We start from the raw sequence: 7,184 nt of genomic DNA, 5'->3' as shown, positions 1-7,184 counted from the left end.
AGTAAAAATATTATTATAAACATCCGTTAGTAGATTTGGTCTAATCTTTATTGGTGGGTACAACTATATTATACGAGGTGAAGGGTTTTACCTTCGGTAAAAAGTTAATGTTGATTTTCCTCCGTTTTACTACGGAAAATCTTTAATTTAAATTTATAATTTTTCTGTAGCAAAGCGGAGGAAAAATAACCTTAACTTTCGGATTTATACGAAAAGTTCACCTTTAACGTGCGTAGCATCGTTAAACCCTTCACTTTTCGCGTAAGTGAAAAAGTTAGTCTTTTAAACAAGCAGGGCGAAGTTAAAACCCTCCACTTGATTTTGTTCGCAATATTTATATTATCTAATTACTATTTCTCCATTTATAAATTCCGGCACTACCTTTATAATGTCTTTTTTGCAGCAGTATTCAAAATCCTCTTCAAGATTTAATTCCATTATTCTTTTGTAGTGCTTTGCAAACTTTGCAAAACTTTTTATATCCTTGTTGTTTTCATATACATAATTTGCAGTAATGGCAACATCGGATAACTCTACAGCTGTCATTTCCTTTAGGCAACTTATTATGTATCCACTGCATATAAAGTCATCAATTGAAAACTGACCATATGTACCAGCATTTACTATAACAACATCATTTTTTAGTTCTATAAGCCTTTCTGCCACTGCGCTTGCATTTAGAACCGAACCTACGAGTACATTATTAGCCCCTATACTTCCTCTTATTGCTTTAGTACCATTTGTGGTTGTCATAACAAGAGTTTTTCTTTCTATTACATCCCTGCTATATTCAAGTGGAGAATTAGAAAAATCGAAACCATCTATTTTTAAGCCCTTTCTTTCTCCACCAAGAATAACATCCTCTTTAATATTTTTTGCTGTTTCAAGTGCTTCATCTATGGTAAGTACGGGAATAACCCTTTTACAGCCATTATTCATAGCTGTAGTTATTACTGAAGTAGCTCTAAGCATGTCTATTACAACAGCAGATTTATGAAGTACCTTGTCCTTTTTTATATCATCAGCAGATATTATTATATCTATTTTCATTATACACACCCTCTTATATATGGATAGACTACTTGAAATCTGAAAATTACAAGTGCCAAGTTTATCCTGTTAAATTGGAAGTTAACTCAATGCACAGTTCACAATGCTAGCGGAGAAAAATCATCCTTCATTGTGAATTGTGCACTGATGTGAGTATTATTGTGCTATGGATTGTTCATCAGTTCCATCTTTCCTTACCTTAAACATAGTCTTGTCTGTAGCATTGCAATAAACATAATCTCCAGCTGAAATTATAAGTGCTACAGGTATATCTGATATTTTTTGCTTATTATTACCGTCTAAATCAATACTGTATAATTTGCTGTTATCAGATCTATTTCTATAGAAAATTTTATTTCCATTAACATTAAAAGTTCCAAATTCATCATCGCATATCTTTATTTTATTGCTGCCATCATTTTTCATCTTGTAAAGTTTATTTTGAGAACTATCTGTAAAATACACTGTATTATCTTGTACAACAATAGTTGATATAGTATCCCCTATCTTTATTTCATCACCTGTTTTTAAATTTTTTCTTTTTAATATACCATCTTTAAGATAATATAAAAAATTAGAATCAATATTAAATAAATTGCACGGTCCAGAAACCTTTTCCTTAGCTGTTCCATCTTCCTTGATTTTGTATACCAGGCTTCCATCACTTTCATTTCTATAGTATATGTATCCATCAGCATATTCCAGGTATGAGCTCTTATCTTCACATATTTTTTTCCTACCAGAACCATTTGTGCTTATACTATATATCTTACCACCATCTGAATCATTAGTATAATATATATAATCTCCATTTTGAGTAAAATATCCACTGTCGTCATTGTTTAATTGTATTGGATTTGAGCTATCATAATTCATCTCATAAAGCTTGTACTGTTTTGTAAAATTAGAATAGTAAATAGCGCCATTTTTTTCAAAAACAAAACTACAATTTGTAAGATTACCAGATGTAGTACCTAACTTTATATTGTCCTCTTTATCGGTATCAACTTTTTTATTATTAGTCTTATTAACCTTTTTTGTACTAACTTTATTTTTAACCTTTACTGGCTGACTAGAAGAACTTGATCCAAAAGATAAAAAGCTAAATACACTACCTGGTTTAGCAAAAAATACACCATATACGATTATAACTGCAACTATAAATGCTATACATCCTAGTATAACTATAATAGAATTTTTATTTTTAGATTTCTTTATAGCATTATTTTCTTCTTCATAATGCTGCTCTATTATTTTATTATCATCTTGTACTTCGCTTTTTAATTGTACTGGAGTCCCGCACTTGTCACAAAATTTTGCTCCATCTTTCAACTTATTACCACACTTTGTACAAAACATAACCTACGCTTCCTTTAAATGATTTTCATTGTGCATTTGCTATACTTGTAAGTTGATAACTATTAATACTATCATTGTATTTAAAAGCATATTTATAGTTAAATGATTTTGTAGTAATATTACCACTATTATCCTCGATATCATAAACCTCATTTGTAATAACTGTTCCTGAATCATTATCATCATTTACATTTACAGATACAACATTGCAATTTCTAAGATACTCTTTTATTCCCTTTTCATATGTACTAGGAATATACTTCGTTTGTTCGTTATACAAGTCACTTCCAGGATATACGTATGATTGTATTTGGGAAATATCGTTTGAATTAACAGCTTGAGTAAATGCATTAGTATACCAATAGGCAAGATTCTTAACCTTATCTTGTACATCATTAAGTTTGTTTTCAGCATCACCAAAATCTAAATAAATTCTATCATCATCAGAAACATTATAATTATTGCTTCTTAATTTTGCGCCATCTTTTTGAACAACTCCATAAATTTGCGTATTTTTGCCAACAGGTCCGAAATTATTAGCCTCTGCTACCTTAACTCCGGTATCTTTATTGTTTACAAATATTTCAGCTTCTGGCCTATCACTATCAATACTTATGTATTTTAAATCATTTAAAGCCTCTATGCTCTCTTCATGGCTTGCCTTATCAAGATTAACATCATAGGCTTTGCTTAAAGACACATATTTTCCCTTATAGTCAGCCAAAAGAGTATACCCTATTGGCATAAAAGGTCCATATTTTTTCTTAAAGCTATCGCTATCACTTTTTCCTATTTCTTTATTATCTAATATAAATTTTATACCTTTAGTTGACGCCTTTATTTCTATAAATGCTGGCTGCATATTTATTTTATACTTTGGAAAAAATAAATATTTTTTTCCTACACGTTCAATATTAAAAGCCATACTTGAATCTTTCTGAAAGTTTTTTATTTCTGATGCTACTGCTGCTTGTTTATTTAAATTTGCCACAATACTATTTAAATTAGATGGATTTTTTTTAAAATATTTTAAAAGCATTGATACATTTTCGTCATTTATATTTAATTCACTATCATCACAAAATAATAAGCTTTTAAGTTCTTTCTTATCATTAGATGTAACTGCACTTTTAAATTTATCAACAACTACATCTGGCTTTGTAACATTGCTGCCTACAATATAAAGGAATATAGATAATATAACTAAAACTAGTACAACACAAGAAATAATTTTTTTTCTAAAACCAAACTTAAAATTGTGGTCTTGAAATTTAGATGACCCATCCTGTATAATTTCAATTTCACGTGTAGTATCATTCTTATGGTTATTGTCAATATCTTGGGAACCTACTTTACTACCGCACTTAGAACAAAATGTTTGTCCATCTTTCAATTCAGCACCACATTTAGGGCAAAACTTCAAATTAATCCTCTCCTATCTTATGTTAAAAATTAATACCTTTAAATGATGTTATTACTTGCTGCAAATCAGAATATATAAAATTTGATAAGCAAACCAAATAAGCAATGCATATAACTACAAAACAAATTGAAACAATAAATAAACTACAATCTTCTTTAACTCCCAATACATCCTTAATTAATATAAATAAGCACCCTATTGATACTATAATTCCAATTAATTGAATTCCAATTCCAACATAATTTGATCCATATGATATTAATATAGAAAGTGTTTTAAAATATAAAAATGGAATTAACACGATAAGAGAAATTTTATAGGTTTCTAATGCTGAAGTTTGTTTATGATTTGTAATATTGGTTGCAACACTTATAAATGCAAATATAATTATCAGTAACATTATAAAAACAATGCAGTTTTGAAAAAATATTTTTCCATAAGGTATAACAATAGACTGCCTTACTTTATTAATTGCAATCATAGCTTGATTAATATCCGATGTATCAGTACTTGAACCAATATTACCGAATAACCTATATATACTTTCTATTTTTTTCAACCCATTTATCATAATATTTTCTGCACTATAAAATAATTGCTTAATTCTCCAAATTCCTAAAATTCCATAAAATAAAATTGAGAATATACTTACTGCTATAACGGTATTATTATCTCTGTCCTCTATAAATCTTTTACTAGTACTTATTGGTTTCGTAAACATCTTTAACAAATTATCTATTATATAAGACAAATTTACGTTACTGCTTCTTCTATAGTTACTTAAATTCTCATGTTCTGTAGTTTTTTTCTTCATATCATTTTTATTATGGTCAAAATTTTCACCATTTGCACTATTATCTTGCATTTGCTTTTCTCCACAGTTGCCACAAAATAAATCATCATCTTCAAGTTGATATCCACACTTGTAACAATATTTCATAATTATCATCCTCCGTTTATAACCCTGTAGTTCACAAAAAAGGCATATTTTATTAATATAAAATTCATATACTAAACATTTTACCACTTACTAATAAAATTTTCATACAAAATTAATATAATATCTAATATTATTAAATTTTTTATTATTTTCGATAAAATTCGTAAAAAAAAAACAGCCCATATGCTGTTTTTTTATTTAACTTCTCTCCACACAAGAAATGCGGTTATAAATACTGTCGCCTCTTTAAAATTTCTTATATCAAAACCCGTTTCTTTTTTTATTTTATCAAGTCTGTATATCAAAGTATTTCTATGTATATACAGTTTTCTAGCGGATTCGCTTATATTAAGACCAGTTTTAACAAACTCATCTATAGTGTTTATCATTTCTGCATCAAATTGATTAAACTTTTCTTTGAATTTATCTAAGAATTCCTTTTTTAATTTAGGTTCAATGTTATAAACTATTTTCTCAAACAGTAATTTATTGTAGTCAAGAACCCCTTCCTTTAGGGAAAATTTCTTACCAAGTATTAATGCTTCTCTTGCCTCATCATAAGCTTCTTTTAATTCATATTTATCATGTATAGTTTTACTATAGCTTACAGTACATTCGCAAAATAAATTAGAAACTATAGCGTCTCTAATACTTACGGCATGTTCATATGGGTCCTCAAAGTATCCTATTACAATGATATTGCCCTTATATATTATACTTATAATATTTTCATCGTTGTACATTTGCTCTATTACGTTTATTCCCTCATACCTACTAGAACTTATATTTACAATAAAAAGACTAGAACCCTTAGATATAAAAAACTCTTCACTTTCAAATTTATCCTTATCAATTTCACTAGCTTCTAATAAATTAATTATAGATTGTTCCTTTACAGAATAAAGTTCTTTATATTTATTTTCTATAGTATACCTCAAGAGCTTTAAACAAGACTCATTTCCTTTATGTATACTTACAACATGCTTATTTTTTCCTAAATACACAGGAAAATAAATCTTATCACAGTTTTCTACGTAAGAATTACTAGTATATATTACTTTTCCATTTTCTCCAGTAAGCTTAAATGATATATTTGTATTTCCACTTAATTCTTGTAGAAAATCCTTAAATTCGTACATTTTTATTCCTCCTATGTTAACTTATATTTGTAAGTATAATTATATCATTATATATTGAAAAAGCTCCTATAAAACAGGAGCTTTTTCAATATATTTAAAATATATTTATTGGGAAACAAATTTTATTAAACTAAAGTTTGTTCAGTTTCTTTATCGAATATATGAATCTTAGATGTGTTCATACCTATCTTTAAAGCGTCTCCAGCTTTAGCTTGTGAAGTTCCAGCAACTCTTGCAGTAAAGTTAGATTTACCCTTTGTAAGATATATATATGTTTCTGAACCCATAAGTTCTGTTACTTCTACCTTAGCTTCTATTACTGCATCCTTATGTTTCTCTAGGAATTCTGGATCTTCATCTATATTTTCAGGTCTTATACCCATAATAACTTCTTTTCCAATATATCCACCTTTTTTAAGTACTTCTGCTTTATCTTGTGGAAGTGGAATAGTATCGCCTTCTACTATTAAAGTTATCTTACCATTACTTTCTGTTACTTTGGCATCTACAAAGTTCATTTGAGGACTTCCAATAAATCCTGCAACAAATATATTTATAGGATGCTCATATATTTTCTGAGGAGTATCAACTTGTTGAACTATACCATCTTTCATAACAACAAGTTTTGTTCCTAATGTCATAGCTTCTGTCTGGTCATGTGTAACGTATATAAATGTTGTCTGTAATTTAGTATGAAGTTTTGATATTTCAGTTCTCATTTGAACTCTAAGTTTAGCATCCAAGTTTGACAAAGGTTCATCAAGAAGGAATACCTTTGGATTTCTTACTATAGCTCTTCCCATGGCAACTCTTTGTCTTTGTCCACCAGAAAGTGCCTTTGGTTTTCTATCTAATAAGTGATCTATGTCAAGTATTTTTGCCGCTTCCTTAACTTTTTGATCTATTTCTGCTTTAGGTATTTTTCTAAGTTTCAATCCAAAAGCCATATTATCATAAACGGTCATGTGCGGATATAATGCATAGTTCTGGAAAACCATTGCTATATCTCTGTCTTTTGGTGAAACATCGTTAACTAACTTGTCTCCTATGTAAAGCTCTCCTTGGGAAATTTCTTCAAGTCCAGCAATCATTCTAAGTGTTGTTGATTTACCACATCCAGAAGGTCCTACAAATACTACGAATTCCTTATCTTCTATTTCAAGATTAAAATCTTTAACTGCTGTTACGTTTCCTTCATAAACTTTATAGATATGTCTTAATGATAAATTTGACATTGCTAACTCCTCCTCAACTTTTTTTCTCTCATTGCTTA

At 28.7% G+C, this 7,184-nt stretch carries 6 protein-coding genes; all 6 read right to left on the bottom strand.

Going from position 1 to position 7,184, the window contains the following annotated elements; translation table 11 throughout:
• Nucleotides 1-339: 339 nt before the first annotated feature.
• On the bottom strand, nucleotides 340-1,050 hold the full coding sequence (locus LQK79_RS16425; protein WP_231017212.1) for a 2-phosphosulfolactate phosphatase family protein: 711 nt from the start codon (nucleotides 1,048-1,050) through the stop codon (nucleotides 340-342).
• Nucleotides 1,051-1,206: 156 nt separating this feature from the next.
• Entirely contained in the window at nucleotides 1,207-2,409 is a 1,203-nt protein-coding gene (locus LQK79_RS16420) for a zinc ribbon domain-containing protein (RefSeq protein WP_053241314.1), read from the bottom strand.
• A gap of 25 nt (nucleotides 2,410-2,434) precedes the next feature.
• Nucleotides 2,435-3,832, bottom strand: coding sequence for a zinc ribbon domain-containing protein (locus LQK79_RS16415; RefSeq protein ID WP_053241313.1), 1,398 nt, complete (start codon nucleotides 3,830-3,832; stop codon nucleotides 2,435-2,437).
• A gap of 22 nt (nucleotides 3,833-3,854) precedes the next feature.
• Nucleotides 3,855-4,772, bottom strand: coding sequence for a zinc ribbon domain-containing protein (locus LQK79_RS16410; protein WP_053241312.1), 918 nt, complete (start codon nucleotides 4,770-4,772; stop codon nucleotides 3,855-3,857).
• Between the two features lie 194 nt (nucleotides 4,773-4,966).
• Nucleotides 4,967-5,911 carry a PucR family transcriptional regulator gene (locus tag LQK79_RS16405; protein WP_231017211.1) on the bottom strand — a complete coding sequence of 315 codons (945 nt, stop codon included), beginning with the start codon at nucleotides 5,909-5,911 and terminating at the stop codon, nucleotides 4,967-4,969.
• A gap of 125 nt (nucleotides 5,912-6,036) precedes the next feature.
• Nucleotides 6,037-7,146 (bottom strand): ABC transporter ATP-binding protein, encoded by a 1,110-nt coding sequence (locus LQK79_RS16400; RefSeq protein WP_053241311.1) that lies wholly within the window; start codon nucleotides 7,144-7,146, stop codon nucleotides 6,037-6,039.
• Nucleotides 7,147-7,184: the final 38 nt, after the last annotated feature.

This window comes from Clostridium guangxiense (genome assembly GCF_021043395.1).
GTDB lineage: Bacteria > Bacillota > Clostridia > Clostridiales > Clostridiaceae > Clostridium_S > Clostridium_S guangxiense.
This window is presented reverse-complemented; position numbering and strand designations above follow the sequence as displayed.

What these genes read in the sequence shown, in the direction of transcription:
- LQK79_RS16425 (WP_231017212.1), bottom strand. Translation starts at nt 1,050, where the DNA reads ATGAAAATAGATATAATAATATCTGCTGATGATATAAAAAAGGACAAG.
- LQK79_RS16420 (WP_053241314.1), bottom strand. Translation starts at nt 2,409, where the DNA reads ATGTTTTGTACAAAGTGTGGTAATAAGTTGAAAGATGGAGCAAAATTT.
- LQK79_RS16410 (WP_053241312.1), bottom strand. Translation starts at nt 4,772, where the DNA reads ATGAAATATTGTTACAAGTGTGGATATCAACTTGAAGATGATGATTTA.
- LQK79_RS16405 (WP_231017211.1), bottom strand. Translation starts at nt 5,911, where the DNA reads ATGTACGAATTTAAGGATTTTCTACAAGAATTAAGTGGAAATACAAAT.
- LQK79_RS16400 (WP_053241311.1), bottom strand. Translation starts at nt 7,146, where the DNA reads ATGTCAAATTTATCATTAAGACATATCTATAAAGTTTATGAAGGAAAC.